The following is a 25,188-nucleotide window of genomic DNA, read 5'->3' as shown; positions in this document are numbered from 1 at the left end:
TTCTGAGTAAATAAAAAGCCCCGCAGAAATACTTCTGCGGGGCTTTTTTTATTGAGATCAGACCGGCTTATTTAACCGGAGTAACCCACTCAGCGTTAAACGGATCTTTAGCGGTTACGGTATCGAAATACATGGTTTGCAGCATTTCGGTTACCGGGCCACGGCGGCCTTCACCAATGATACGGCCATCCAGTGAGCGGATTGGCAGTACTTCAGCGGCAGTACCGGTGAAGAAGGCTTCATCAGCGATATACACTTCGTCGCGGGTGATGCGTTTTTCACGCACTTCGATACCACGGGCGCGGGCCATTTCCATAATGGTGCGGCGGGTAATACCGTCTAAGCAGGAAGTCAGTTCCGGGGTGTACATCACGCCGTTGGTCACCATAAAGAAGTTCTCGCCGGAACCTTCGGCCACGTAGCCTTCGTTATCCAGCAGCAGGGCTTCTTCACAGCCACTGTCCAGTGCTTCGCGCAGGGCGAGCATGGAGTTCATGTAGTTACCGTTGGCTTTGGCCTTACACATGGTGATGTTCACATGGTGGCGGGTAAAGCTTGAAGTACGGATTTTAATACCCTGGGTTTTGGCTTCTTCACCCATGTAGGCTGGCCATTCCCAGGCAGCAACCATCACGTGTACTTTCAGGTTTTCGGCGCGCAGGCCCATACCTTCAGAACCGTAGAATGCCATCGGGCGGATATAGGCGCTTTTCAGGTTGTTCTCACGCACAGCAGCACGCTGAGCTTCGTTAATCTCGGCTTTGCTGAAAGGCAGTTTCATGTTCAGGATGTGGGCCGAGTTGAACAGGCGGTCGGTGTGTTCCTGCAGGCGGAAAATCGCCGCGCCCTGTGCTGTTTCGTAAGCCCGCACCCCTTCAAAAACGCCCATGCCGTAGTGCAGGGTGTGAGTCAGTACGTGGACTTTCGCTTCGCGCCAGTCAACCAACTCTCCGTCTAGCCAGATCAGACCATCGCGGTCGGACATGGAAGGTAGCATAAGGACCTCACTCTAAATTCAGTAAAAAATATGTGTTCCGGGGATGATACGCGTAATCACGAGGCCGTATCAGTCTCCAACCAGAGTTTCCACAGTCGGGTCACATCGTTGCGCCGCGCATTGAAGCCAAGTTTGGACAGGGTGTCTGAATCCAGTAACAGCTTTTGTTTCTGCAATGCACGCCGGTGAGTTTCGGCTCGGTAGGACAGGTAGGTTTCCTGCAGGGTCTGACAATCTTGTGGATCCATCAGACCGGCTGTGTCGAACGCGTCCAGCAACCGCATGTTGTCGGTAACGTCTAACAGCTCTGGGTATTGGTGTGACCAGGCCAGAACCCCGTATTGAACCAGAAACTCGATGTCAACAATACCCCCGGCGTCCTGCTTCAGGTGAAATTGTTGGCCGCTTGTATCTTTGGAGCCGAGATTATCCACCATTTTCTGACGCATGGCTCGCACTTCTTCGCGCAGGCTACCAAGGTCGCGTGGCTGGCTGAGGGTGGCGTTGCGGATGGCCTGAAATTCATCCGCTGCCTGCTGGCTGCCACACAATACGCGGGCGCGTACCAGCGCCTGATGCTCCCAGGTCCAGGCGTGCTTCTGCTGATATTCCTCAAAGGCTTTCATCGAGGCGACGATCATGCCGGAGTTACCGGACGGACGCAGACGCATATCGACTTCGTACAGATCGCCGGAGCGGGTCTGGGTGGTCAGAATATGAATCATGCGCTGACCCATGCGGGTATAGAACACGCCGTTATCCTGGCTGCGCTCGCCGTCGGTATAGCGGCCGCTGGCGCTGTTGTGCAGTAACACCAGATCAAGGTCGGAGCTGTAGCTCAGCTCCAGTCCACCGACTTTGCCATAGCCGATAACGGCAAATTCCGGCTGGCTTACCGCTTCGCCGGCGGTATTGGTCGGGTAACCGTATTTGGCCACCATCTGACTCCACGACAGCTCCATCACTGTCTGCAGCGTCACTTCCGCCAGCCAGGTCAGGTAGTCGCTGATTTTCATCAGCGGCAGGGCATCCATTACTTCGCAGGCGGCGGCGCGCAGTTTGTGTGCGCGCACAAACTGACGCAGCTGTTCCATCTGCTGCTCCAGATCTTCCGGATCAACGCGCAGCAGGCGCAGGTGTAATTCTTCCGCCAGTTCTTTGCGCTCCGGCAAACGGTAGAGATTGGCCGGGCTTAATAATTCGTCCAGCAGCAGCGGCGTCTGGGTGATGTATTCCGCCACCCAGCTGGAAGCACCGCAGAGCTTAACCAGCTGGGTTAAGGCCTGCGGATTTTCTTTCAGCAGCACCAGATAGGCGGTACGGCGTACCACGGCTTCGAGCAGCGGCACGATGCGCTCCAGCGTGGTGACCGGCTCAGGCTGTTGCCACAGTTGCTGCAGCAGCAGCGGCATTAAGGCATCAAGACGTTCGCGGCCAATCTGCTGCATTTTCAGCACGGTACGGGAATCGCGGAAATTGCTCAGCTGCTGTTGCACTTCCGTTGAGTTAGCGCAGGGATGCTGCTCAAGAAAGGCAGCGGCCTGTTGCTCGTCCAGCTCGCCGAGCCAGAGATCGGTCCACACCTGCTGCAGTTCGTCTGTTTCTTCGTTGTCGTCATCGCTGGCGACGATCTGGGCGAAATGATGGCGCACTTTGCTGCGGTGCTGCTCCAGCTCGTTCAGGTAGCTGTCCCAGTCGCTGAAGCCCAGCGCTAAAGCCACCCGTGCGCGCTGGCTGTCGTCTTCCGGCAGCAGCTGGGTCTGTTCGTCGTTTAATGCCTGCAGCGCGTGTTCGCTGTCACGCAGAAATAAATAGGCCTGCTTCAGCTCGTCGCAGGCAGCGGCCGGCAGATAGCCTTCGGCCTGCAGAATGCCCAGTACTTTTACCAGCTCGCGGGTCTGCAGACTTTTGTCCTGACCACCACGGATCAGCTGGAAGGCCTGTACGATAAATTCCACTTCGCGGATGCCACCGGCGCCGAGTTTCACGTTCATCTCCAGACCACGGCGGCGCACTTCGGCGTTGATCATCGCCTTCATCGAACGCAGCGAGGCAAAGGCGCTGTAGTCGACGTATACACGGTAGGTAAAGGGACGCAGAATGCTCAGCAGCTCTTTCGCTTCTGCACTTTGCTCGCCGTTCATAATGCGCGCCTTAACCATGGCGTAGCGTTCCCAGTCGCGGCCCTGATCCTGGTAATACTCTTCTACCGAGGCAAAGTTCATCACCAGCGGACCGCTCTGGCCGTAAGGACGCAGGCGCATATCGGTGCGGAAAACAAAACCATCGGCGGTGTGTTTATCCAGCGCCTGAATCAGCTTCTGCCCGAGTTTTACAAAAAATTCCTGATTGGTAATCACCTTCGGCCCGCTGGTTTCGCCGCTTTCCGGGTAGGTAAAAATCAGGTCGATATCGGAGCTTAAATTCAGCTCATAAGCGCCAAGCTTGCCCATGCCCAGCACCAGCATCTGCTGCTCATTGCCGCTTGCTTTACCGATGGGCCGGCCATGGCGTTCAAATAATGAACGGCTCAAAAATTCCAGCGAACGCACCACACACTCATCGGCCAGATCGGACAGTGCGCGGGTGGTTTCCAGTGTTGGTGCCAGACGCAGCAGGTCGCGCCAGATAATCTGCACCATTGCCCGGCGGCGTAATACGCGCACCGCCTTGTGCCAGTCTTCGTCGCTTTCTGCACTGGCGCTCAGTTCATCCAGCCACTGGCTGATGGTCGCACGCGGCAGCGGCTGCGACAGACGGTCTTCTGCTAACGCGGCGGTGAACCACTGCGGCTCGCGCGGCAGGGCGTCGGCCACATAGTCGCTGATGCTCAGCACCTTTTGTGCCTGTGCCTGTTGTTCGGTACTCAGGCTTTGCCACAGCGCGGGCCAGTCGAAACCGGTACGTTCACCGTGATCGGTCAGGCTGGTAGTAACCTGTTGCCAGTGGTCGTGCAGCGCGGCGGACAGCATAAAAGGGCGGGCTCCGTTATTGATCAGAACAGGAAGCCAATACTCTAGCGGGTTTTCGGGGATAAAAAACAGAGGCAGGGCAATTAATAAAGGATAAGGGGATGAGGTGTGGGAGCGGCATTGCTGCCGCGATGAGTATCGTGACTTAAAGTCACTCCCACAGAGTTATCAGCTCTTGCGCTGCGCCTTCAGCTCTTTGCGGTACATGGTGACACCGGCAATTAATACCGCGGTGGACACCACAGCGATAATAATGGTCGCCAGCGCGTTAATCTGCGGGCTGACGCCCAGACGCACGCTGGAATACACCACCATTGGCAGGGTCGTTGATCCCGGACCGGAGACAAAGCTGGCGATCACCAGATCATCCATCGACAGGGTAAAGGCCAGCAGCCAGCCGGCAGCCAGCGCCGGAGCGATCATCGGCAGGGTAATGGCAAAAAAGACTTTTACCGGCCGTGCGCCCAGATCGAGAGCCGCTTCTTCAATGGAAGTATCCATATGCGCGAGACGGCTCTGCACAATCACCGTGACATAGGCCATGGAGAAGGTAACGTGCGCCAGCAGAATGGTGGTCTGACCACGGCCAGCGGGCCAGCCGATTAAATCTTCCATCGCCACAAACAACAGCAGCAGCGATAAACCGATAATAATCTCCGGCATCACCAGCGGTGCGGTCACCATGACGCCGAGGCTTTTATGACCGCGGATACCGCGCAGACGCACCAGCGTCAGTGCCGCCAGCGTACCCAGTACCACAGCAAGCGATGCGTTTAATGCCGCAATTTTAATGCTTAGCCAGGCGGCATCGAGCAGCGGACCGTTGTTGATTAATTCGCCGTACCATTTGGTACTGAAACCACCCCACACAGTCACCAGGCGGCTTTCGTTAAACGAATAAATAATCAGGCTGAAAATCGGCAGATACAGAAAGGCGTAGCCGAGAAACAGCAGACCAAACAGCAGTGGATAGCGTTTTAACATATGACTCTTCCCCTACTTCAGTTCTTCGGCGGCTTTCTGTTCGTAATGACGCATCAGCACGAACGGAATAATCAGTACCACCAGTAATACCGACGCCAGCGCCGAGGCTAATGGCCAGTCTTTATTACTGAAGAACTCGGTCCACATCAGCTTACCGATCATCAGGGTATCGGGGCCACCAAGCAGATCAGGAATCACGAATTCGCCCATCACCGGAATAAATACCAGCATCGAACCGGCTAAAATTCCGGGTACCGACTGTGGCAGGGTAATGGTTAAAAACTGTTTCCATGGTCGCGCACCGAGATCCGCCGCTGCTTCCAGTAGTGTGTTATCCAGCCGCACTAAGGTGGCGTACAACGGCAACACTAAAAACGGCAGATAGCTGTACACCACGCCGATATATACCGCGGTGGGCGTATGCAGAATTTCCAGTGGCTGATCGATCAGGCCGATACTCATTAAAAAATGATTGAGCAGACCGTTATTTTTTAAAATACCAATCCAGGCGTAGACGCGGATCAGGAACGAAGTCCAGAACGGCAGAATCACCAGCATCAGCAGTGGCATGCGCCAGTGCGTCGGTGCCAGGGCAATGGCATAGGCCATCGGATAACCGATCAGCAGACAGAAAAAAGTCGAAATCGCGGCAATTTCAAACGAACCCCACAATGCATCGCGGTAGAGCTCGTCTTCCCACAGCATGGCGTAGTTGCCGAAATTCAGCTTAATGGTGATCAGGCCGTCTTCAATTTCGCGGATCCAGTCCTGATAGGGCGGTTGTGCCAGTTGTGGTTCGGCCAGGCTGATTTTCAGTACAAACAGAAAAGGCAGTACAAAAAACAGCGCCAGCCAGAACCAGGGCGCGCCAACAATCAGACCCTTACCCGGCAGCAGCGCACGGATACGGTTGTTTAATTGCAGCAGCCAGCCGTTCATTGAGTCAGCACCCCACAGCTGTAAGCATTCCAGTTGAGCGCGACTTCCTGTCCCCAGGTCAGTGGTTGTTCGGCCAGAGCCAGTACGTTTGACTGGGTAAACTGCACACGCTTCCCGCTTGGCAGTTCAACGTGGTAAATGGACACGTCACCGAGGTAAGCAATTTCCTGAATAATGCCGTGAATGCTGTTCGGGTCGTCGCCGTGATGATCACGTACGGCGATTTTTTCCGGACGGATAGCCACGGTCACTTCCATGCCCGGGTTCAGCGGCTGACTGTGATGCACCAGCAGATCGCTGCCGGCTTCTTCCGAATGAATCAGCACCATGTCATTTTCATGGGACACCACATGGCCGTTAAACAGGTTAACCGAGCCGATAAAACTGGCGGCATAACGGGTGGCCGGAAATTCGTACATACGGCGCGGCGCATCGACCTGCTCGATACGGCCATCGTGCATCAGGGCGATACGCGATGACATGGTCATGGCTTCTTCCTGATCGTGGGTCACGATAATAAAGGTAATGCCCAGACGTTCCTGAATATTCACCAGCTCGAACTGAGTGTGTTCACGCAGTTTTTTATCCAGCGCGCCCAGCGGTTCGTCGAGCAGCAGAATTTTCGGCTGCTTGGCCAGTGCCCGTGCCAGTGCCACACGCTGACGCTGACCACCGGATAACTGATGCGGTTTACGCGTTGCCAGTTTTTCGATCTGTACCAGCGCCATTACCTCGGCCACGCGTTCGCGGATCAGGGCCGACGGCATACGTTCCTGCTTCAGACCAAAGGCAATGTTCTGCGCCACATTCATATGCGGGAACAGCGCATAACTCTGGAACATCATATTGATCGGACGCAGGTACGGCGGCACATCGGTCACGTCCTGACCGTCGATATAAATCCGGCCGGAGGTCGGGGTTTCAAAACCGCCGAGCATACGCAGCAGGGTGGTTTTGCCGCAGCCTGACGCACCCAGCAGCGAGAAGAATTCGCCACGGTGAATATTCAGACTGATTTCATCGACGGCGTAGGTAGAACCAAAGGTCTTGGTTACCTTGTCGATGCGGACAATAGGCTCTTCTTCAGGCGCAGCCCAGGGCTGCTCAGAGGATGCTGGACGAATCTGTGTCATCTCGTTCCGGACGCTCCAGTGAAACGGTTAATAGGTTTGCCGATAAATGAAAAAACCCCGCAACCAACGTTGCGAGGTTCTGGTCGGCGTAATCCGGTGAACAGCGAATTATTTACCGGTTTTCGCCCGCGTCCACATACGGGACATATTACGTGCTTCTTTATCGGTCGGCGTTTTCAGCACTACCAGTTTTTCCTGGGTAGCAGCCGGCGGATAAATGCCAGGGTTGTTACGCACTTCGGCATCAACCAGCGGAGTGGCTTTGGCGTTGGCGTTGGCATAAGCCACATAGTTGGAAATAGGCGCAATCACTTCCGGCTGCAGCAGGTAGTTGATGAACTTATGTGCTGCGGCCGGGTTTGGTGCGTCGGCCGGAATTACGGCAACGTCGGTCCATACCACAGCGCCTTCGCTTGGTACGATGTATTCAACGTTTACGCCGTTGGCTGCTTCGGCAGCGCGGGCCTGAGCCTGCAGCATATCGCCGGAGTAACCGTGAGCCACACAGATATCGCCGTTGGCCATATCGTTAATGGTCTGTGAGCTGTGGAAGTAACGGATGTTGGCGCGTACTCCGGCGATGACATCGGCCGCTTCCTGAATGGCTTTCTTGCTGAAGTCGTCGGTTGGTTTGCCCAGATAAGCGCGGGCAGCAACGAATACTTCCGTCGGGTCGTCCATCAGGGCAACACCACAGGCTGACAGCTTCTTGCTGATTTCCGGGTCGAATACCAGCTTCCAGCTGTCCAGTGGCATATCGTCGCCCAGGATCGCTTTTACTTTGTCGACGTTATAAGCAATACCGGTAGTACCCCACATATAAGGCACCAGATACTGGTTGCCCGGGTCGATATCGCTCAGGGATTTCAGGATGACTTTATCCAGATTGCCGTAGTTGCTCAGCTTGCTCTTGTCATAAGGCTGATACAGCTTGGCGCGGATCAGACGGTCGGCAAACGGGCGTGCGGTCGGGAAGGCCAGATCATAGCCGCTGCGGCCAGCCAGCAGTTTGGCTTCCAGAACTTCGTTGGAGTCGTATACGTCATAGGTCACCTTGATACTGGACGCCTTTTCAAAATTGGCGATGGTGTCTTCGGCGATATAATCAGACCAGTTATAAATATGCAGTTCTTCCTGAGCAGATGCAGTAACAGCAGTTGCCATCAGTGCGGCTGCCATGGAACCAATACCCAATAAACGCATTTTCATTAAGCCAGTTCTCCAGCTCCGTTCCCCGTGAGGGAAGCCAATAAAACAGATAAACCTTCAGCGGTTTATCCGGTCTCATAAGAAATTCGGGAGTATCTTAATGCCACCTGCAGACCGAAGCCCGAGGTAAGAGTACGCCATTTCTTAGTGCCAGTTTGCATAGACAGATCGCCATATTCGTCGCCCTGCTGCTGCGCGCCATAATGGCAATATTCCGCAAAAAATACAGATAATAGATTGGATTGTCACGATTAATATCTCTTGTTCAAATGACGGTCGCTTTATGCCTGCCAACGGCGGCGGAAACCCGCGCCGCAGCTGCAACCGCAGGCCTTGCAGCAGCGTACGGCAGAGCGCCATAAATGCAGGCCCTGTGTCCGCGATTCGGCACTTAACTGTCCTCATTGTTATTTATGATGATGTCAGGGAGCAGGCTTATACCGCGCGTAGCTGTCGTGCGCTCGTCATCTTTGCTGTTCAGAATGACAGGTTCGCAGACCGCCGGTTTCTGTCATCCGGTGCTCTGATATCCACCTGTTTGTAGTTATGGCTGTAGAGCGGGTTGCTGTTAGGCGGGTAAACAGTGGCCTGTTATGATGCCGCCAACGATAAAAAGTGAAGGTTCTGATGGTTTCCCGTAACGGTAAAAAGACGTCCCGTTCCCCCTCTGCCAAGCGTTCAGCTTCCCGCCGTCCGGCGGCCCGGAATCAAGCCAAAGCCTGGCCGCGTTGGCTGGTGTGGCTGCTGCGCCTGATGGTGGTGGGGCTGGTACTGACGCTGGCCGGGCTGGTGTATCTGGATGCTCAGGTGCGGGCCAAGTTCGATGGTAATAAATGGACACTGCCGGCCAAGGTGTTTGCCCGGCCGCTGGCATTGTATCCGGGGCTGCTGCTCAGCCCGGAGCAATTAAAAGCCGAACTGGAATGGGCCGATTACCGTGAACAGGCCGGGGCGGTGCGTCCGGGCAGTTATTACCGCGATGGCGATGACTGGGTGGTTTATCGCCGTGCTTTTCCGTTCTGGGACGGTCAGGAACCGGCGCGCAAGCTGCGGCTGGAATTCGCTCAGGGACGGGTCAGCAACATTGTTGAAGACGGCGACGACCAGGCGCTGGTGCGGCTGGAACCCCAATACATCGGCGGTATTTTCCCGGCTCATAACGAAGACCGTGAACTGGTTAAACTGGAGCAGATTCCGCCGGCCCTGGTCGCCGCGCTGATCGTTACCGAAGACAAAGCCTTCTTCGATCATTGGGGTGTATCGCTGCGCGGTATTGCCCGCGCCATGCTGGCCAACGTCAAAGCCGGTGGTTTTGTGCAGGGGGGCTCGACCCTGACCCAGCAGCTGGTGAAGAATTTCTTTTTAACCAGCGAGCGCACTTTGGCGCGTAAAGTTCAGGAAGCCTTAATGGCACTGCTGCTGGAGCTGCATTACAGCAAAGAGCAGATTCTGCAGGCCTATTTAAATGAAGTGTATTTAGGGCAGGCCGGACGCCGGGCGATTCATGGCTTTGGTCTGGCCTCGCGTTTTTATTTCGGTAAACAGGTGCAGGAACTGAGTACCGCCGAAATCGCCACGCTGGTCGGGCTGGTAAAAGGTGCGTCTTATTATAACCCGCGCCGCAATCCGGAACGCTCGAAACAGCGCCGCGACCTGATACTGGGATTAATGGCCGAGAACGGCATTATTTCCGATGCCCAGCGCATTCTGGCGCAGGGTCAGCCACTGGTGACCGCCGATTCGCGCCGCGCCGGTCAGCGTGAATATCCGGCCTTCCTTGAACTGGCCAAAGCCCAGCTGCAGCGTGATTACCGGCTGGAAGATCTGCAAAGCGAAGGTCTGCATATCTTCACCACCCTCGACCCCTGGGCACAGCATGCGGTAGAGCAGGCGGCCGAACGTCAGCTGACGCAGCTGGAAAGCCGCTCGGCCAAACTCAAAGGTCAGCTCGAAACCGCAGCGGTGATTACCAGCGTTGATGGCGGCGAAGTGCGGGCGTTGCTGGGCTCGCGTCAGGCAGAATTCTTTGGTTTCAACCGCGCTCTGGCCGCCAAGCGTGCCATCGGCTCGCTGGCCAAACCGGTGGTGTATTTAACCGCGCTGCAGAGTGGTCGTTACCACTGGGGCACGCCGCTGGAAGATAAACCGGTGTCGGTATCCGGCCCCGGCGGCCAGTTATGGCAGCCGCAGAATTACGATCACCGCTCCCACGGCGTAGTGCCGATGGTCGATGGTCTGGCGCTGTCGCTGAATCAGGCCACCGCCCGTCTGGGCATGAAAGTGGGGCTGAGCAATGTTGCCGCCACCTTCCATAAACTGGGCCTGCAGGCCGAGGTACCACCGTATCCGTCGATGCTGTTGGGGGCTATTTCGCTGTCGCCCTATGAAGTCGCTGGCATGTATCAGACCATCGCCTCGCAGGGCTTTGTGATGCCGTTGCGTTCCATTGAAGCGGTCACCACCGCACAGGGACAAACCCTGTCATCCTATGCGCTGCGTGGCGAGCAGGCCTTTGATCCGGCGCTGATGCAGTGGCTGCGTTATGGCATGGAACAGGTGGCCGAACGCGGTACCGCACGGCGTTTAACCCAGGTGCTGAACGGCCCGCTGGCGGCGAAAACCGGTACCAGTGATGACCAGCGCGACGCCTGGTTTGCCGGTTTCGATAACCGCTATCTCGGCATTATCTGGGTCGGACGCGACGATAACCAGCCGATGCCTTTCGCCGGTTCCAGCGCCGCGCTGCCAATCTGGCTCGATACCTTCCGCACGGTGGGTAGCGAACCATTGTTGCCAGCCTCGGCGTTACGTTCTGCGGCAGTCAATGAACGTGGCGAACTGGTGGGCGGTGGTTGCCGTGGTACGCTTTATCCTTTTATCAGCAGCCGTTTACCGGCTTCGCTGCCTGACTGTCAGCCGCTTCAGCCTGAACCGGCGCCTGAGGAGAAAAAATCGTGGTTCGACTGGTTGTTCTGAGAGGTGTATCGCTTCCTCTGTTGTTCTTGTTGCTGTTACTGGCTGGGCTGAGCGGCTGTACGCCGCTGCCGCCAAAACCGGAACAGCAACAGGCAACGGCCGACGATCTGCCGCAGTGGCAGGACGGTATGCTGGCCTCGCTCAGTCAGGGCGAACATCACCCGGCGGTTGCCAGTTTGTTTGCCAAAGCCGAACAGGCACGCCAGCAACAGCTGTGGCGTAAAGCCATGACTTACCTTGATCAGGCGCGCCAGATTCAACCGCGTAACCCGGCGGTGTTTTATCGTCAGGCCTGGGTCAGCCTGCAGATGGGCGATGCTGTGCGTGCCGAACAGTTACTGCAGCGCGCGCTGGTATTTGCCGGTGGCGACAGGGAATTAACCCGGCGCCTGCGCTTATTAATGGCCGAAGCGCTGGATGCGCAGGGGCGTGGTGCCGAGGCGGATAACCTCAGACGGCAGGCGGCGTTGGGGTAGCAGTAAAAGCATACTGTCAGTTATGTCAGTTGTTGGTAATGTCGCGTTATAAGCTCATGCTGTGCCTAAACATCCGGAGCGGATGCCGATAACAGGTTAAAGCCGCAGAGTAAGGACGACTCGCATGGGCATTACCACTCCGTTATCGGCTGTCATGCAGGCAGCAAATCTTCCGGCCAGTCAGCAGGCCGACAGCCAGGCGAATGGCCCGGTTGAGCCTTATCCCCTTGAAAATCTGGTTACTCACCATGGCGGTATCAGTGTTGCGGCGCCAACGACGCAGGTGTCTCTGCAGGTCTGGCAGGATGCTCAGCGCTACGTCGGTTACCAGCAGAATGGCGCGGGTTCCGGCAGTCAGATCAATCTGCTGGATGACAACAAGAACGTCGTGGATTTCACCTCCGATCAGTCGCTGCACTATATGGAAATTTCCAATGCTCAGGGTTTGGCCGATGATGAGAAAGCCCGTCAGGTTAATGCCGACCTTATCAGCGGCAAGCTGAACCCCGGCCATGATCTGGCGCTGTTCAGTGCAGGTCAGGCTTCGGGCAGTATGAAGCTGGAATACGGAGTCGCGGAATATTCACCTTCGATGATGTACAGGCAGGATGAGGTTACTTACGGCCCCCGCCCTAATGACGCTTCCAAAGGGGGCGGCATTGTCACCAACGAATTTAACGCATCTGCGTCCCTGACTCTGCCGAGTGGCAACCGCATCAATCTCGATTTCTCATACAAGGAAGAGCTGCTGGTTGGTAAACCAGGCAGTATTTCTATGGGTGCTTTGGAAACGTTTGAGGAATTTGAAGCACGGGTTGAAATATGGCGGAGAACAAAACCGGAGTCAGAATCGGATTACCGAAGCCTCGCGATTCAGTATTCATCCGGTAAGCCTCTTTCCGCAGACGATGCCAAATACATGGATCAGATCAATCAGTACCTGATGAGTATGGCGAAAGTGGCCGGACAAGGTCAGATGAACAATCAGAGCCGCGGGCTCGAGACTGTGCTTAATCAGGTTCAGTCGCTGGGTGTTGATATGAAAATGAACGCCACTTATCAGGGCTATGCTCAGGGCGATACCGAAATAACGTTGTCTTTACTGGGGAGTCAGAGTGAGCTGCGGGTGAAATCAGAACCTGTATTGCCGGTAAATCAGAATCCGGTTGTTGATGAGTTCTGGTAAAGCACCGGCTTGTGGTAATTCATGTTGTTAATTCTGGCTCAGATGGGGAGAAGGGAAAAATTCCCTCCTCTTTTTTTGAACAGACCGATCAGCGCAACCGCTCCGCCCATATCGGCATCACACTGATGCTGATCATACTTAACCAGAATAACAGCGGCTCCGGCTGATTCTGACTGGCTGATATCCAGGCCAGTGCGCCGCAGGCCATGATCAGTTGCGCGGCCAGCCAGATACGGATTTTTGCCAGTTTCCACAGCGCCAGCAGCAGGGCGATTACGGCTGCCGCAGCAATGGTAATCAGCAACGCATCGAGCTGGTTATTACGGCGGCAGAGTTCAAACACCACACATAATGCCAGCAGTACCCGTCCCCAGATCATGCGGGACCACTGATACCCCAGCGCCTGAGCGCCGAGCACAATAATCAATAACGGCAGGGCAGCGTACAGGCTCAGCTGTTGCAGTAATAATGTGGCGTTGGGCGGCAGCTGAAACAGTTCGGCGGCTGCCGCACCGAGCAGCAACAGGCCCGCAGCAAAACGCGCGGCCGATTCGCCGCGCCATTCTGCTTTTGTTCCGTCATTTGGCTGTTGCTGGTTCGGGCGCTGTTGCAGACACAGCCAGACGCTGACCAGCAACAGCATTAATGCGGCAAATAACGGATCCATCACAGCGTTGCCATTACCCGATCGGCGGCGGCGATGGTTTCCAGAATATCCTGCTCGCTGTGGGCGATGGACATAAAACCGGCTTCGAAAGAACTTGGTGCCAGGTAAACGCCTTCTTTCAGCATGCCGTGGAAGAACTGATTAAAGCGCGCACCATCACAGTGATCGGCCACGTCGCGGAAGGTGTTTACTTCTTTCAGCTCAGTAAAGAAGAAACCAAACATAGAGCCGGCGCTGTTGTGGGTAAACGGAATATTGTGCGCATCGGCGGCTGCCTGCAGGCCGTTCAGTAATAATTGCACGCGGGCGTTCAGCTGGTCGTAGAAACCTGGCTTCTGAATGGCTTTCAGCATGGCTAAACCGGCAGCCATCGCCAGCGGATTACCCGACAGTGTACCGGCCTGATAGACAGGGCCCAGCGGTGCCAGATATTCCATAATTTCGCGCTTACCACCAAAGGCACCCACCGGCAGACCTCCGCCAATGACTTTGCCCAGACAGGTCATGTCCGGCACGATGCCGTAATATTCCTGAGCGCCGCCCAGTGCTGCGCGGAAACCACTCATGACTTCATCAAAAATCAGCACCACGCCGTGCACGGTGCACAGCTCACGCAGACCCTGCAGGAAGGATTTGCTTGGCGGAATGCAGTTCATATTGCCGGCTACCGGCTCGATGATCACACTGGCAATTTCGTCACCCATTTGAGCGAAGCATTCTTTGACGCTGTCGAGATTGTTGTAGTCGAGGGTGATGGTGTTGGCGGCCACGGCGGCCGGTACGCCCGGAGAGGTCGGTACTCCTAAGGTCAGCATGCCGGAGCCGGCTTTTACCAGCAGTGAATCGGCGTGGCCGTGGTAGCAACCTTCAAATTTCACCAGCTTATCGCGGCCGGTAAAACCACGCGCCAGACGAATCGCACTCATGGTGGCTTCGGTGCCGGAGTTCACCATACGCACCATATCCATGGATGGAATCAGTTTGCATACTTCTTCGGCCATTTCGATTTCGATATGGGTCGGTGCGCCAAAGCTCAGGCCTTTATCCATACGGGCGCGTACGGCGTCGAGAATTTCATCGGCGCTGTGGCCGAGAATCATCGGCCCCCAGCTGCCCACGTAATCGATATAGCGGTTGCCGTCGGCGTCAAACACATAGGCGCCTTTGGCATGATCGAAGAAAATCGGGGTGCCGCCCACGCCTTTAAATGCACGCACCGGTGAATTAACTCCGCCGGGAATGTGTTTTTGTGCGGCGGCAAACAGGGCTTCGGACTGGGCGATGGAATAGCTCATAGCACTCTCTTTTTACAAGAAGTTAAAACGGACGCACGACCACCAGAATAACAATGGCGATCAGCATAAATACGGGAATTTCGTTAAACCAGCGGTAGAACACATGGCTGCGCTGGTTGTTATCGTCGCGGAATACTTTTAATAAGTGGCCACAGTAAAAATGGTAAATCCCCAGCAGGGCAACCAGCGTCAGCTTGGCGTGCATCCAGTGGCTGTCGATAAAGTAGTAGCGCGGATTAAACGTCAGCAGCCAGGCGCCCAGAGCCAGTACCACAATCATCGACGGCGTCATAATGCCGCGATACAGCTTACGTTCCATGATTTTAAAACGCTCACGCGATACCTGATCTTCGGCGCTGGCGTGATAAACAAACAGACGTGGCAGATAAAAAATGGCGGCAAACCAGGTGACGACGGCAACAATGTGAAAGGCTTTTACCCAGAGCATCAACGGCCTCTTGGCTGGTAGTGATAGAAGTGTTCAATGTGTGTGCGCGAGACAATACCAACACAGCGGCTGGACTGGTCATCGCGGTAAACGGCCAGCCATTGTAAGTGATGCTGCTGCATCAGGTCTAAGGCATCCTGCAGATTGGCTTTAAGCGAAATACGCTCAACCTGCTGACGGTCAGCAGGGATGGCAATCAGATCAATATCATCATCGTTGCGCTCACCGTTTTCTTCTTCCTGTTCTTTACGCAGGCTCAGTGCCTCGGCCACTGCGGCTGGCGGTAGAATAACGTTCTCTTCTTCCAGTAACAGCCACTCCGGTTCGCGTTGCAGGATAAATCCGGCGGCTTCCGGTGACAGCTGGCGCGAGGCGGAGACAAAAGATTGTTCCATCGCTTCGGCCACCCAGGTATTGCGCAACATCTGCTGCACCGGGTCGGGCTGCTGATAATTGTGGCCGCCGCCGAGCTGCACCTCAAAGACTGATGGCAGACGGAAGATTTCACTCACCACCAGACTGGCAATCACGATGGTCAGCATGCCGGGCATAATAATGTTCGGGTTGGCGCTTAACTCCAGCAGCGCCACCAATGCCGCCAGCGGCGCGCGTAATACCGCGCCCATTAAGGCGGCCATACCCAATAATGCATAAAAACCGACAGACACCGGATACTGCGGCAGCCACCAGGCGGATAACTGGCCCAGTAGGCCACCCAATGCGGCACCGATAAATAAGGTCGGGCCGATTAAACCGGCGGGAAAACCCACAGCGGCGGCCCAGGCGGCCAGCACTAGTTTGGCCAGCAGTAAGCCAAACAGGGTTCCCATCACCACCTTGCCGGCCAGGGCATCGTTCACCGTGTCGTAGCCGATACCCATTACCTGCGGCAGGTACAGGCTGATCGCCACGGTAACGGCGGTCAGTCCGCCCCACTTAAGCCACAGCGGCAGAGGATTCAGGCGCTGAAAAAACCGTACCAGCAGAATAAAACCGCTGGCGACGATGCCGCCAATAATGCCGAGGGCAAGAATGTAAGGAATTTCCAGCAGTGAATTCATATCAACGCCGGGCACGGCAAAGGCAGTCTGCGCACCAAATACCGCTTCGCTGACAATGGCACCGGCGACCGAGGCGAGAATAATCGGAATAAAACCACGGATGTTGTATTCCAGCAGCACCACTTCCATAGCGAAGATGACGCCCGCCATTGGTGTGTTAAACGACGCCGAAATCGCACTGGCGACACCGGCCCCGGCAATAATCCGCAGGCGGTGATGCGCCAGGCCAACGCTCTGGCCAATCTGGCTGGCGGTACCGGCACCAAGATGAATGGCCGGCCCTTCGCGCCCCACACTATGACCGCTGATAATGGCGATCACCGCGGCAAACCACTGCAGCACAATATTCGACTGCGGCAGATAACCCTGATGCGATTCCATCCGTTGCAGCACATGGGTTACGCCAACGCCGCGGCGCTCGGGTTTAACCAGGTAAAAAATAACGATCAGCAGCAGGCTGCCACCACACAACAGAGCGATACGGGCAGTTTCGCTGAGGTTCTCGAAGTCGTCGGAGTTGGCAACCGGCAGCAGAGTGGCAAAGGGAAATTCAATCGCCAGGCGGAACAGGGTGATCACCAGCGCACTGGCCAGGCCCGCCAGCAGGGAGAGTAACGCCAGACCGATCTGGTTATCTGACAAAGAAATCAGGCTGAGCCACTGTTGTCTGAGGCGCTTCACGGTAAACCGGCATCCTTATCCGGTAATGGGCTTACCGGCGTGGTGTCAACGGGGGACAAGAATCAGTATTATACCTGCCTTTCTGTATTTAACCGCTCCCCGTTTTTGCGGGGCGGTCTTCTGACATACGAGGTTTGGCGTGATTAAAGTCGGTATCGTTGGTGGCACCGGATACACCGGTGTAGAACTGCTCAGAATTCTGGTAAACCATCCGGACGTTGAGCTGAAGGTGATCACCTCGCGCAGTGAAGATGGCCTGCCGGTGGCTGATATGTTCCCCAACCTGCGTGGTCATACCGATCTGCGCTTCAGCGTACCCGATGTACAGACGCTGGGTGAGTGCGATGTGGTGTTTTTTGCCACGCCACACGGTGTTGCGCACTCGCTGGCGGAAGAAATTCTGAATACCGGCGCCCGCGTGATCGACCTGTCCGCTGACTTCCGTCTGCAGGACGCGGTTGAGTGGGAAAAATGGTACGGCCAGCCACATGGTGCCAAAGGCATTCTGCCGCAGGCGGTATATGGTCTGCCGGAAGTAAACCGCGCACAAATTAAAGAAGCGCGTCTGATTGCGGTGCCGGGCTGTTACCCAACCTCGGTACAGCTGGGTTTCCTGCCGCTGCTGGAAAATAACCTGTTACCTGAGCAGATGCTGATTGCCGACTGTAAATCCGGTGTCAGCGGTGCCGGTCGTGGTGCCAGCGTGGGCTCGCTGTTGTGCGAAGCCAGCGAATCGATGATGGCCTATGCGGTTAAAGGGCACCGTCATTTACCGGAAATCCGTCAGGGTATGGAACGCGCCGCGGGTAAAGCGGTCAACCTTACCTTTGTTCCGCATCTGACGCCGATGATCCGTGGAATTCATTCTACACTCTATGCTCAGGCTCCGGGGCTGGCAGAAGATCTGCAGGCGTTGTACGAAGCACGTTACGCTAACGAACCCTTCGTTGACGTTATGCCGGCTGGCAGTCACCCTGCAACACGCAGCGTGAAAGGCAGCAACGTCTGTCGTATTGCCGTTCATCATCACGCCCATACCGGTCAGGTGATCGTGTTGTCGGTCATCGACAACCTGGTTAAGGGCGCGTCGGGTCAGGCGGTACAGAACATGAACATCATGTTTGGTCTGGCCGAAGATGCCGGCCTGAAACAGGTTGCCCTGTTGCCCTGATACGTTTTAAACACATGGATCAATAAGGACACACGCATGGCGGTAGTAAAAGGTAGCCAACAGGATCAGCTGATTATTCGACAGTACCGGCCGTGGGAGCGCTTCCGTCGCACCCTCTATATGGTGCTGTTTGTTGTGGCAGTGGGTGTTGGTGGTTACTTTGGTGGTGTTTATGACAGCATGAGCAGCATTCAGCAGCTGACCACCGCCCGTGATACGTTACAGTCGGCGCTGCAGGATGCCGAGCGTACCATTACCAATCTGACCCAGCGTGTGGGTGTTCTGGAGAAAGGTGGCCAGGTTGACCGTAAGGCCACCGAAGGTATCCGCCAGACGGTTAAAGAGCTGAAAGCGCAGATATCCACCCTTGAAGAGGAAGTGGCTTTCTATAAAGGCATCATGGCACCGAGTGCCAATGATAAAGGCCTGCGCATCAGTAAAGTTGAGATTCAGCCGCAGGAAGGCGCCGAAACCTTCCGCTACTCCATCATGATGACTCAGGTTGCCGACAACAGCTCTTATATTTCCGGGCTGGCGGCGGTGAATTTTGTCGGTATGCAGGGCGCGGAAAAAGTTATCCTGCCGTTACGTGATCTCGACAGTAATGTGACCGACCTGGGCGTAAAGTTCAGGTTCCGTTATTTTCAGGAAGTAGCAGGTGATCTCAGATTACCGGCTGGTTTCGTGCCGCAGCAGGTGCAGGTAGTTCTGCAATCCACCGGCGGCAAAGCACAGCGCGTCGAACAAACCATCGACTGGCCCCAATAAGGAGAGGCTTAATGTTCAGCAGTAAAGACAAGGGCAGCAACACTCATTACGACACCCTGATTTCCGTTAAAACTGAAATTACCGGCGATGTGAAGTTCACCGGCGGCCTGCACATCGATGGTGTGATCAAAGGTAATCTGCTGGCTGAAGCTGGCAGCGGTGCTACGGTGCGCATCAGTGATAAAGGCCGTGTGGAAGGTCAGATCACAGCGCCGAAGATCATCATCAATGGCCGTGTGATCGGTGACGTGCACGCCAGTGAACACATTGAGCTGGCGAAGAAAGCTCAGGTAACCGGTGACGTTTACTACCCGGCCATGGAAATGGTGCTGGGTGCTGAGGTGAACGGCAAGCTGCACCATCAGGCGAAAGGCGACAGCCGCAAGAAGCCTGAACCGGTAGCCGTGGTTGCTACGCCTGAGGTTAAAGTTGACTAAATTAGTCGGAAAAACCGATAATTTGCCGATATTCAGCAAGCCGGAATCATTATGAGTGCAGTACAACAGGCCAGCCCGATCGAACTCAGCCAGGCAGCACAGGAGAAAATCCGTGAGTTGCTGCTGGAAGAGGCAGACGACGAACTCTGTTTAAGGGTTTTCGTTACCGGCGGTGGCTGCTCCGGCTTTCAGTATGGGTTTACCTTTGACGATGAACGCGCCGAAGACGATACGCTGATCAGTATGGACGGTGTACGTGTGCTGGTGGACCCGCTCAGTTACGGTTATCTGGTTGGCTCGGTACTGGATTACAAAGAAGGGCTGGAAGGTTCACGCTTTATGGTGAATAACCCCGGCGCTTCATCCACCTGTGGCTGTGGATCGTCGTTCTCCATCTGATAAGGATTGCCCGATGGCCCTTTCCCGCGTTGTTTTACTCTCTTCTCTGTTGCTGGTGCAGCCTGCTTTAGCGGCACTGGTGCCGCTGACGGAAGACGAACCAGCCAATGCGGTTTCTCCTGCTGTCGCCGATGCCGTGGTTTTACCTCAGGAAGGTATTGCTCCGTCCGGTGAGCAGGGCTTACAGCCCGGCAGTAAAATCCAGGCGGTGGTGAAGTTGCACACCGCAGAAGAATTGCAGGCCTTACTGACCCGCGCTGAAGAACTCTCCCGCAGTGTCGACTATCGCAATAACGAACCGGTCAGACTGGTACTGAGCGGCGATGAAATCGCCATCTTCGTGCGCAGCAGTTATCGCGGTAACAAAGCGCTGGTTGATCTGGCGGCCCGTCTTGATGCCTTTAACGTTGTCGAGCTGAAGGTGTGCCAGAACTGGATGGCGCGTAACAAAGTCGAAACTGCAGACCTGCCGGCTTTTCTTGATCCGGTGACCAACGGTGCAGAAGAAGTGACGCGTATGCAACTCGAAGGCTACGCCAGCTTCTGATGCTTCCCTCCGCGTATGCCACCGGTATGCGCGATCAGCTCCTTGATGCTATGTTGTGCTGACGGAATTGCCCCAGCCGCGTTCAGGAGCCAGACATGAAATCCCTCTTTTTTGTTTTGTTAATCTTACTTTTTCTGCCAGCACAGGCCGAAAGTGTGGGCGTGATCAGCGTGAGTGTCGGCGAGGTCAGTTGGTATCGTGCAGGTAATGAATTACAGCTGCAGCGCGGTGATGCGGTAGAGCAGGGGGATAAAGTATCCACTGGCCGCAATGCCCGTCTGGTGCTGAAAATGAACGAAGGCAGCGTGATTACCCTCGGAGCCGACACCAGCGTTCAGCTCAGCGAGTGGCAGTATGCGGCGGGTAGTGACAGCAATTCAGCGCATCTGGAGTTTGTGGAAGGCGCCTTCCGTTTTATTACCGGCTTAATAACCCGTCAGGCCGATCCGCAGCTGACGGTCACCACGCCAGCAGCCACTATTGGCATCCGTGGCACCGATTTCTGGGGTGGTTATCTGCAGCCGGATGTACTGGATGTCATCATGCTGGAAGGCGAGCATAAACTGGAAATCCGCAATGACGCCGGGGTGGTGTTTATTAATGAACCGGGTTTTGGTGTGTCTGTAGTGGCTGGTGAGTCACCACGCCAACCCCTGAAGTGGGGCGAAGAGAAAGTACAGCGGGCGGTTCGCAGCGTCAGCCTGCCCTGAGCCGCCCGACGTATCAGGCGGGATAAATCCCGCCCAGAATACGTTCACCACTGGCGCCGGTAACGGCCGGCGCATTACCGCTTAAGCCTTCCAGCGTGCGTTGCGCCAGCCAGGCGAATGCCATGGCTTCCATCCAGTCAGGGTCTATGCCGCGTTTGGCACTGCTCTGCACCTGCAGTTGCGGCAACACCTGTTGCAGGCGCTGCATCAGATAATGGTTATGTACACCGCCACCACATACCAGCAACTCACCTGTGGAATGACCAAATTGCCTGATCGCCAGTGCGATACTCTGCACGGTCAGTTCTGTCAGCGTGGTCAGTACATCCTGTGGATCTTCATGGCTCAGATCGCCCAGCTGTTGCAGACGGAACAGTTCTCGACCGGTACTTTTTGGCGGTGGCAGCTGAAAGTACGGCTGGCTCAGCCAGTCTTCCAGCAAATAGTTAATGATGTTGCCGTTGGCCGCAAGCTGGCCGCGGTCATCGCGCGGGCAGCCGAAGTGTTGCTGACACCATTCATCCAGCAGTGCATTACCCGGACCAGTGTCGAAGCCCATCATGCTGTCGGGCTGGCTGTCGGTTGGCAGTACGGAAAGATTGGCAATACCGCCGATATTCAGCACCTGCACATTGCGGCCAAAACAATGCTGATGGAAAGCCGGCACCAGCGGAGCGCCCTGACCGCCAGCGGCGATATCACGGCGGCGGAAGTCGGCAATGCAGCAAATGCCGGTGTGCTCGGCAATCCAGCTCGGGTCACCCAGCTGCCAGCTGAAACCATCCGGCTGACTGCGGTGGCGCAGGGTATGGCCATGAGAACCAACGGCACGGACATCCGCCGCGCTGAGGCTGTTGCGTTGCAGCAGCTGCATTACGGCGTCAGTTGATAAGGCCGCAATACGGCGTTCGAGCAGCGCGATACTGTTGATATTAGCTTCGCAGGCAACGGCGAGGGTGCGCAGCTGCTGGCGGAAAGCGGCATCGTAAGGCAGGCAGAGCGCATCCAGTAAACGCGGAGCGCCCTGGGCAAAATCGACCAGAGCGGCGTCCATTCCATCGGCACTGGTGCCGGACATCAGGCCGATATAAAGGGTCACTGAAACGCTCCGATACGGTTATCTTCGTTTTCGTTATAGCTGTTCAGCCAGCTAACCATGCTCTGAGACTTCTGGCGGAACGCGGCTTTTTCCTGAGACGGAATAGAGTCAGCCTTTGGCAGTTTCACCCGTAATGAATCACGGTGCACACCGTCAACACGGAATTCGTAGTGCAGGTGCGGGCCGGTTGCCAGACCAGTGCTGCCGACATAACCGATCACCTGACCCTGCTTGATGCTGCGGCCAACCCGGGCGCTGCGGTTAAACTTACTCAGATGTGCATATAACGTTTGATAGCGCGATCCATGCTGGATAATCACACAGTTACCAAAACCACCTTTGCGCCCGGCGAACACAACTTTACCGTCGCCAGCCGCTTTAATCGGAGTGCCGGTTGGTGCCGCGTAGTCGGTCCCTTTGTGGGCGCGCAGGGTATTCAGTACGGGATGTTTACGGTTCAGGTTAAAGCGTGAGCTGATTCGGGCGAAATCAATCGGGTTACGCAAAAAGGCTTTGCGCATACTCTGACCTTCCGGCGTGTAGTAGTTGGCGTCGCCGTTTTTATCTTCATAGCGCACGGCCGTAAGCTCACGTCCCTGATTGGTAAAGCGCGCAATCAGAATATTGCCGTTGCCGATTTTTTCACCGTCGAGGAACACCTCGTCATAAATCAGGCTGAAGCGGTCGCCCTGGCGGATATCCAGAGCGAAGTCGATATCCCAGCCAAAGATCGCGGCGAGTTCAATCAGAATCTGTTCGGGAATATCGGCACGGGAGCCATCAAGAAACAGTGAATTTTCAATGGCGGTACCGACAAAGCGTGGGCGGTAATCGGCATGACGCTCTGCCAGTTCGTATTTCAGACTGCCATCGGTAGTGCGCTCGAAGGTATGACGGGCAAGAGGAGATAACTCAATCTGGAATTGCTGTATATGGTTATCCTGCGAGCGCACCCAGTGCAGTGTCTGGCCGGGTTTAAGCTGGATAGCTTCCTTTGGCGCGACGGCAGCAATTTCAATCACATCGGCGGCGCTGAGGTTGTGGCGACTGAACAGAATGGACAGGTTATCGCCTGGGCGTACCGTGGTTTCTTCCCAGTTGAGTGCTGCTTCAGCCTCTGGTTCAGCCGGAGTATCCGGCATTTCAATAATATAGCGGGTCTGTTGCAGATTCTTTTCTGGTGCCTGAGGCCAGAACAACAACATCAGCAACACAACCAGAGCGGTCAGAACACCGAGTAAGTGAGTCAGAGGGAAATACTGCAGGCGTCCCGACAAGGCCATAGCGATCTGGTCGTCCTTATTCTGTAAATGATTGAATGCTTCACAAGTGTAAACAATTCGCCGGCATTTTACCCAGCGAACTTGATTTTGCACATTGATCAGGTATGTTCACCAACCTTTCTAATACCGACACAATTCAGAGTGCTCCCATGACAGCTGCATTATTAGACGACTTAAAAGCACGCGGTCTGATTAATCAGGCGACGGCGGATGAGGAACTGACCAAACATCTGGAATCTGGTTCCATCACCCTGTATTGCGGCTTTGATCCGACGGCTGACAGTCTGCATCTTGGGCACCTGGTTCCGCTGCTGGTATTGACCCGCTTTCAGAATGCCGGACACAAGCCGATTGCACTGGTGGGCGGAGCAACGGGTCTGATTGGTGATCCGAGCTTTAAAGCCGCCGAGCGTCAGCTGAACACCGCCGATGTGGTTGCCGGTTGGGCCGATAAGATCCGTCAGCAGGTCAGTCAGTTCATTAAATTTGATGGCATCGACAACGCCGCTACCGTGGTGAATAACCTCGACTGGGCCGGACAGATGAACGTGCTCGATTTCCTGCGCGATGTCGGTAAACACTTCTCTGTTAACGCCATGATTAACAAAGAATCGGTACAGCAGCGTCTGAACCGTGAAGGCGCCGGTATTTCCTTTACCGAGTTTTCCTACGCACTGCTGCAGGGGATGGACTTTGCAGAACTGAACCGTCGTCATGGCTGTACGCTGCAGATTGGTGGTTCGGATCAGTGGGGCAACATCGTTGGTGGTATTGATCTGGCGCGTCGTCAGAATGGTGCACAGACGTTTGGCCTGACCGTACCGCTGGTAACCAAATCCGACGGCACTAAATTCGGTAAAACCGAATCCGGCGCCGTATGGCTGGACCCGGCGAAGACCTCGCCATACAGCTTCTATCAGTTCTGGATGAATACCGCCGATGCCGACGTGTATAAGTTCATGCGCTACTTCACCTTTATGTCAGTAGAACGTATTGCTGAAATCGAAGCGCACGACGCCACCATCGAAGGCCGTAAAACAGCGCAGCCAATTCTGGCAGAAGAAGTGACCCGCCTGGTACATGGCGAAGAAGCTCTGCAGTCTGCACGCCGTATTACCGAAGCGCTGTTCTCCGGTGATATCGCCCAGCTGTCAGAAGCCGAGCTGGAACAAATTAAACTGGATGGTCTGCCATCAAGCGATCTGCAGCTGGCTGGTCTGGCTGAGGTTCCGATGACCACGCTGTTTACCGACAGCGGTATGGTTAAAGCCGGCCGTGAAGTAAAAGATGCCCTGGGCCGCAATGCCATCTTCATTAATGGCGTTGCCCAGGGTGCGGAAGACAACATGAAAACTGCCGAAGCGTTCAGTGCGGAAAAGGCACTTTATGGCCGTTTCTTTCTGGTTAAACTCGGCAAGAAAAAGTACCACCTGTTCGAGATTGCAAAATAGTTTGAAGAAAGAGTTGACGGCGCATCCGGGATCTCTATAATGCGCCGCTCCTGAGTTGAGACGGATTCGAAAGAGTTCGAAAAACAAAGGAAAAACAAGGGGTTGACAGAAAGTTAAACGACTTTATAATGCGCCCCGCTCTGAACGACACGGCTTAGCCTGACGATCAGAAAGACGGAAAAAAGTGGTTGACATTGAGAAGTGAATCTTTAAAATGCGCAGCCCGCTTCGAGAGAAACGAAGCGACGTTCTTTAACAATGTATTTAGACAATTACGTGTGGGTGCTTACTGAGACGCT

At 55.3% G+C, this 25,188-nt stretch carries 22 protein-coding genes; 10 read left to right on the top strand and 12 right to left on the bottom strand.

The window, feature by feature from the left end:
* Positions 1-67: 67 nt before the first annotated feature.
* The 6 genes from B3P58_RS02255 to B3P58_RS02230 all read right to left on the bottom strand — a co-directional run bounded on the left by B3P58_RS02255 (position 68) and on the right by B3P58_RS02230 (position 8,228).
* Positions 68-997 carry a branched-chain amino acid transaminase gene (locus B3P58_RS02255; protein ID WP_145466845.1) on the bottom strand — a complete coding sequence of 310 codons (930 nt, stop codon included), beginning with the start codon at positions 995-997 and terminating at the stop codon, positions 68-70.
* Between the two features lie 56 nt (positions 998-1,053).
* Positions 1,054-3,969 (bottom strand): bifunctional [glutamate--ammonia ligase]-adenylyl-L-tyrosine phosphorylase/[glutamate--ammonia-ligase] adenylyltransferase, encoded by a 2,916-nt coding sequence (gene glnE / locus B3P58_RS02250; RefSeq protein ID WP_286715799.1) that lies wholly within the window; start codon positions 3,967-3,969, stop codon positions 1,054-1,056.
* 168 nt (positions 3,970-4,137) lie between these two features.
* Positions 4,138-4,953 (bottom strand): ABC transporter permease subunit, encoded by an 816-nt coding sequence (locus B3P58_RS02245; RefSeq protein WP_145466841.1) that lies wholly within the window; start codon positions 4,951-4,953, stop codon positions 4,138-4,140.
* A gap of 12 nt (positions 4,954-4,965) precedes the next feature.
* Entirely contained in the window at positions 4,966-5,892 is a 927-nt protein-coding gene (locus B3P58_RS02240; RefSeq protein WP_230331099.1) for an ABC transporter permease subunit, read from the bottom strand.
* Positions 5,889-7,025, bottom strand: coding sequence for an ABC transporter ATP-binding protein (locus B3P58_RS02235; protein ID WP_145466837.1), 1,137 nt, complete (start codon positions 7,023-7,025; stop codon positions 5,889-5,891). The genes B3P58_RS02240 and B3P58_RS02235 overlap by 4 nt, the downstream gene beginning before the upstream one ends.
* Before the next feature lie 108 nt (positions 7,026-7,133).
* Positions 7,134-8,228 carry a polyamine ABC transporter substrate-binding protein gene (locus tag B3P58_RS02230; protein WP_286715819.1) on the bottom strand — a complete coding sequence of 365 codons (1,095 nt, stop codon included), beginning with the start codon at positions 8,226-8,228 and terminating at the stop codon, positions 7,134-7,136.
* Between the two features lie 621 nt (positions 8,229-8,849).
* On the opposite strand from B3P58_RS02230, the gene mrcB reads away from it, so the two are divergent.
* The 3 genes from mrcB (at position 8,850) to B3P58_RS02215 (ending at position 12,872) form a co-directional block, all read left to right on the top strand.
* A complete protein-coding gene (gene mrcB, locus B3P58_RS02225) occupies positions 8,850-11,210 on the top strand; it encodes a penicillin-binding protein 1B (protein ID WP_286715789.1) in 2,361 nt (786 codons plus the stop codon).
* Entirely contained in the window at positions 11,189-11,686 is a 498-nt protein-coding gene (locus B3P58_RS02220; protein WP_286715787.1) for a tetratricopeptide repeat protein, read from the top strand. Before mrcB ends, B3P58_RS02220 begins: the two co-directional genes overlap by 22 nt.
* Before the next feature lie 124 nt (positions 11,687-11,810).
* Complete coding sequence (locus tag B3P58_RS02215; protein ID WP_286715785.1) at positions 11,811-12,872, top strand: hypothetical protein; 1,062 nt, start codon at positions 11,811-11,813, stop codon at positions 12,870-12,872.
* 88 nt (positions 12,873-12,960) lie between these two features.
* Here the strand turns inward: B3P58_RS02215 and B3P58_RS02210 are convergent, their stop codons facing one another.
* The 4 genes from B3P58_RS02210 to B3P58_RS02195 are packed head-to-tail and all read right to left on the bottom strand — an operon-like array spanning position 12,961 to position 17,024.
* Positions 12,961-13,542, bottom strand: coding sequence for a hypothetical protein (locus B3P58_RS02210; RefSeq protein ID WP_286715783.1), 582 nt, complete (start codon positions 13,540-13,542; stop codon positions 12,961-12,963).
* Positions 13,539-14,834: a glutamate-1-semialdehyde 2,1-aminomutase gene (gene hemL / locus B3P58_RS02205; RefSeq protein ID WP_286715781.1), complete on the bottom strand. Its 1,296-nt coding sequence runs from the start codon at positions 14,832-14,834 to the stop codon at positions 13,539-13,541. The genes B3P58_RS02210 and hemL overlap by 4 nt, the downstream gene beginning before the upstream one ends.
* Before the next feature lie 22 nt (positions 14,835-14,856).
* Complete coding sequence (gene hemJ, locus B3P58_RS02200) at positions 14,857-15,282, bottom strand: protoporphyrinogen oxidase HemJ (RefSeq protein WP_286715779.1); 426 nt, start codon at positions 15,280-15,282, stop codon at positions 14,857-14,859.
* The gene (locus tag B3P58_RS02195) at positions 15,282-17,024 is read right to left on the bottom strand and encodes a chloride channel protein (RefSeq protein ID WP_286715777.1); all 1,743 of its coding nucleotides are present in this window, start codon (positions 17,022-17,024) and stop codon (positions 15,282-15,284) included. Before B3P58_RS02195 ends, hemJ begins: the two co-directional genes overlap by 1 nt.
* A 139-nt stretch (positions 17,025-17,163) precedes the next feature.
* Between B3P58_RS02195 and argC the strand changes: the two genes are divergently transcribed.
* The 6 genes from argC to B3P58_RS02165 all read left to right on the top strand — a co-directional run bounded on the left by argC (position 17,164) and on the right by B3P58_RS02165 (position 21,056).
* On the top strand, positions 17,164-18,195 hold the full coding sequence (argC, locus tag B3P58_RS02190) for an N-acetyl-gamma-glutamyl-phosphate reductase (protein ID WP_145466821.1): 1,032 nt from the start codon (positions 17,164-17,166) through the stop codon (positions 18,193-18,195).
* A gap of 36 nt (positions 18,196-18,231) precedes the next feature.
* Entirely contained in the window at positions 18,232-18,963 is a 732-nt protein-coding gene (locus B3P58_RS02185) for a DUF6776 family protein (RefSeq protein ID WP_230331106.1), read from the top strand.
* Positions 18,964-18,974: 11 nt separating this feature from the next.
* Entirely contained in the window at positions 18,975-19,400 is a 426-nt protein-coding gene (locus tag B3P58_RS02180; RefSeq protein ID WP_225691482.1) for a bactofilin family protein, read from the top strand.
* A gap of 51 nt (positions 19,401-19,451) precedes the next feature.
* Positions 19,452-19,799, top strand: coding sequence for an iron-sulfur cluster insertion protein ErpA (gene erpA / locus B3P58_RS02175; protein WP_145466816.1), 348 nt, complete (start codon positions 19,452-19,454; stop codon positions 19,797-19,799).
* Positions 19,800-19,812: 13 nt separating this feature from the next.
* Positions 19,813-20,346, top strand: a complete 534-nt coding sequence (locus B3P58_RS02170; protein ID WP_145466814.1) for a DsrE family protein — start codon at positions 19,813-19,815, stop codon at positions 20,344-20,346.
* Positions 20,347-20,441: 95 nt separating this feature from the next.
* Entirely contained in the window at positions 20,442-21,056 is a 615-nt protein-coding gene (locus tag B3P58_RS02165; protein ID WP_286715773.1) for a FecR family protein, read from the top strand.
* Positions 21,057-21,069: 13 nt separating this feature from the next.
* On the opposite strand, the gene B3P58_RS02160 is transcribed toward B3P58_RS02165, so the two are convergent.
* Together B3P58_RS02160 and B3P58_RS02155 are read right to left on the bottom strand one after the other, a co-directional pair.
* Positions 21,070-22,155 carry an anhydro-N-acetylmuramic acid kinase gene (locus tag B3P58_RS02160; RefSeq protein ID WP_286715771.1) on the bottom strand — a complete coding sequence of 362 codons (1,086 nt, stop codon included), beginning with the start codon at positions 22,153-22,155 and terminating at the stop codon, positions 21,070-21,072.
* A complete protein-coding gene (locus B3P58_RS02155) occupies positions 22,152-23,438 on the bottom strand; it encodes a peptidoglycan DD-metalloendopeptidase family protein (RefSeq protein WP_286715769.1) in 1,287 nt (428 codons plus the stop codon). The genes B3P58_RS02160 and B3P58_RS02155 overlap by 4 nt, the downstream gene beginning before the upstream one ends.
* Before the next feature lie 149 nt (positions 23,439-23,587).
* Between B3P58_RS02155 and tyrS the strand changes: the two genes are divergently transcribed.
* Complete coding sequence (tyrS, locus tag B3P58_RS02150; protein ID WP_286715767.1) at positions 23,588-24,889, top strand: tyrosine--tRNA ligase; 1,302 nt, start codon at positions 23,588-23,590, stop codon at positions 24,887-24,889.
* Positions 24,890-25,188 lie beyond the last annotated feature (299 nt).

Source organism: Thalassolituus sp. UBA2009, assembly GCF_002335285.1.
Classification (GTDB): Bacteria; Pseudomonadota; Gammaproteobacteria; order Pseudomonadales; family Oceanobacteraceae; genus Venatoribacter; species Venatoribacter alkanivorans.
This window is presented reverse-complemented; position numbering and strand designations above follow the sequence as displayed.

Excerpts from the sequence above, each read along its gene's own strand:
- B3P58_RS02255 (WP_145466845.1), bottom strand. The coding sequence starts at position 997 with ATGCTACCTTCCATGTCCGACCGCGATGGTCTGATCTGGCTAGACGGA.
- glnE (WP_286715799.1), bottom strand. The coding sequence starts at position 3,969 with ATGCTGTCCGCCGCGCTGCACGACCACTGGCAACAGGTTACTACCAGC.
- B3P58_RS02245 (WP_145466841.1), bottom strand. The coding sequence starts at position 4,953 with ATGTTAAAACGCTATCCACTGCTGTTTGGTCTGCTGTTTCTCGGCTAC.
- B3P58_RS02240 (WP_230331099.1), bottom strand. The coding sequence starts at position 5,892 with ATGAACGGCTGGCTGCTGCAATTAAACAACCGTATCCGTGCGCTGCTG.
- B3P58_RS02235 (WP_145466837.1), bottom strand. The coding sequence starts at position 7,025 with ATGACACAGATTCGTCCAGCATCCTCTGAGCAGCCCTGGGCTGCGCCT.
- B3P58_RS02230 (WP_286715819.1), bottom strand. The coding sequence starts at position 8,228 with ATGCGTTTATTGGGTATTGGTTCCATGGCAGCCGCACTGATGGCAACT.
- B3P58_RS02215 (WP_286715785.1), top strand. The coding sequence starts at position 11,811 with ATGGGCATTACCACTCCGTTATCGGCTGTCATGCAGGCAGCAAATCTT.
- hemL (WP_286715781.1), bottom strand. The coding sequence starts at position 14,834 with ATGAGCTATTCCATCGCCCAGTCCGAAGCCCTGTTTGCCGCCGCACAA.
- hemJ (WP_286715779.1), bottom strand. The coding sequence starts at position 15,282 with ATGCTCTGGGTAAAAGCCTTTCACATTGTTGCCGTCGTCACCTGGTTT.
- B3P58_RS02185 (WP_230331106.1), top strand. The coding sequence starts at position 18,232 with ATGGCGGTAGTAAAAGGTAGCCAACAGGATCAGCTGATTATTCGACAG.
- B3P58_RS02180 (WP_225691482.1), top strand. The coding sequence starts at position 18,975 with ATGTTCAGCAGTAAAGACAAGGGCAGCAACACTCATTACGACACCCTG.
- erpA (WP_145466816.1), top strand. The coding sequence starts at position 19,452 with ATGAGTGCAGTACAACAGGCCAGCCCGATCGAACTCAGCCAGGCAGCA.
- B3P58_RS02170 (WP_145466814.1), top strand. The coding sequence starts at position 19,813 with ATGGCCCTTTCCCGCGTTGTTTTACTCTCTTCTCTGTTGCTGGTGCAG.
- B3P58_RS02165 (WP_286715773.1), top strand. The coding sequence starts at position 20,442 with ATGAAATCCCTCTTTTTTGTTTTGTTAATCTTACTTTTTCTGCCAGCA.
- B3P58_RS02155 (WP_286715769.1), bottom strand. The coding sequence starts at position 23,438 with ATGGCCTTGTCGGGACGCCTGCAGTATTTCCCTCTGACTCACTTACTC.
- tyrS (WP_286715767.1), top strand. The coding sequence starts at position 23,588 with ATGACAGCTGCATTATTAGACGACTTAAAAGCACGCGGTCTGATTAAT.